Below are 1,138 nucleotides of genomic sequence, written 5' to 3'. Positions count from 1 at the left end.
GCCGCCGCGCTCGCGATCGCGGGCGCCTCGCGAGGCGCGGCCGTGCGCCGCACGCGCGTGGCCGAGCTGCTCGATCTCGTCGAGGTCTCGCACTGTGCCGACCGCCGGCCGGCCGAGATGTCGGGCGGCGAACAGCAGCGCGTCGCGATCGCCGTCGGAATCGCGAACGATCCGCGCGTGCTGCTCGCCGACGAGCCCACCGGCGAGCTCGACGACCTGACGAGCGCCCACGTGCTCGAAGCGATGCGCTCGGTCAACCGCGAGCTCGGCGTGACGACCCTCATCGTGACCCACGACCCGGCCGTGTCGGAGCATGTGGCCCGCACCGTGCAGATCCGCGACGGCCGCACCTCCACCGAGGTGCTGCGGTCGACGAGGCTCGACGAGCACGGCGCCGAGCATCACGTCGCCGAGGAGTACGCGGTGCTCGACCGCGTCGGCCGCCTGCAGCTGCCCGACGACTTCGTCGCGGCACTCGACCTGCGGGAGCGCGTGCGCCTCGCCCTCGAGCCCGACCACGTCGGCGTCTGGCCAGGCCAGCAAGCCCCGGTCGTCGAGCTCCCTTCCACAGGCTCGGGAGCCGCTCCGCGAGGCGAGACGCCTCGGCCCGAGGCATCCGAGCAGCCTGGAGACGTTTCGTCTCGCTCGTTCCTCGCTCGCCCGACGACCGATGATCCGGTGCCCGACGCGTCGGACATCCCCACGGAGGAGTCCCGATGACCCTGGCACTGCGCGGCGAGAGCCTTACGCGCACGTTCTCGTCGCCGGCCGGCGACGTCCACGCGTGCGTCGACATCGACATCGAGGTCGCCGCGGGCGAGCTGGTGGTGGTGAGGGGCGCGTCGGGCGCGGGGAAGACGACGCTGCTGAACCTGCTCGGCGGGCTCGACCGCCCGACGTCGGGGCGGGTGTGGCTCGGCGACGTCGAGGCGACCGCGCTCGACGAGGAGGCGCTCGCCGCGCTGCGACGGGAGCGGCTCGGGTTCGTGTTCCAGTCGTTCGGGCTCATCCCGATCCTCTCGGCGGCCGAGAACGTCGAGCTGCCGCTGCGCATCGCGAAGACGCCGCCCGCCGAGCGCGCCGACCGAGTCGCCGAAGCGCTGCGGCTCGTGGGCCTGGCCGACCACGCGGCGCAGCG

The 1,138-nt window shown here is 73.9% G+C and carries 2 protein-coding genes; both read left to right on the top strand.

The window, feature by feature from the left end:
• Nucleotides 1-720: ATP-binding cassette domain-containing protein (locus tag EIO58_RS18335; protein WP_240659016.1), on the top strand; the 720-nt coding region annotated here is incomplete at its 5' end.
• On the top strand, nucleotides 717-1,138 hold a 422-nt coding region (locus tag EIO58_RS18330; RefSeq protein WP_127820597.1), incomplete at its 3' end, for an ATP-binding cassette domain-containing protein. The genes EIO58_RS18335 and EIO58_RS18330, both read left to right, overlap by 4 nt.

The organism is Microbacterium sp. CPCC 204701, from assembly GCF_004010105.1.
Taxonomy (GTDB): domain Bacteria; phylum Actinomycetota; class Actinomycetes; order Actinomycetales; family Microbacteriaceae; genus Microbacterium.
The sequence above is the reverse complement of the archived record's forward strand: the minus strand, read 5'-3'. Positions and strand labels throughout refer to the sequence as shown.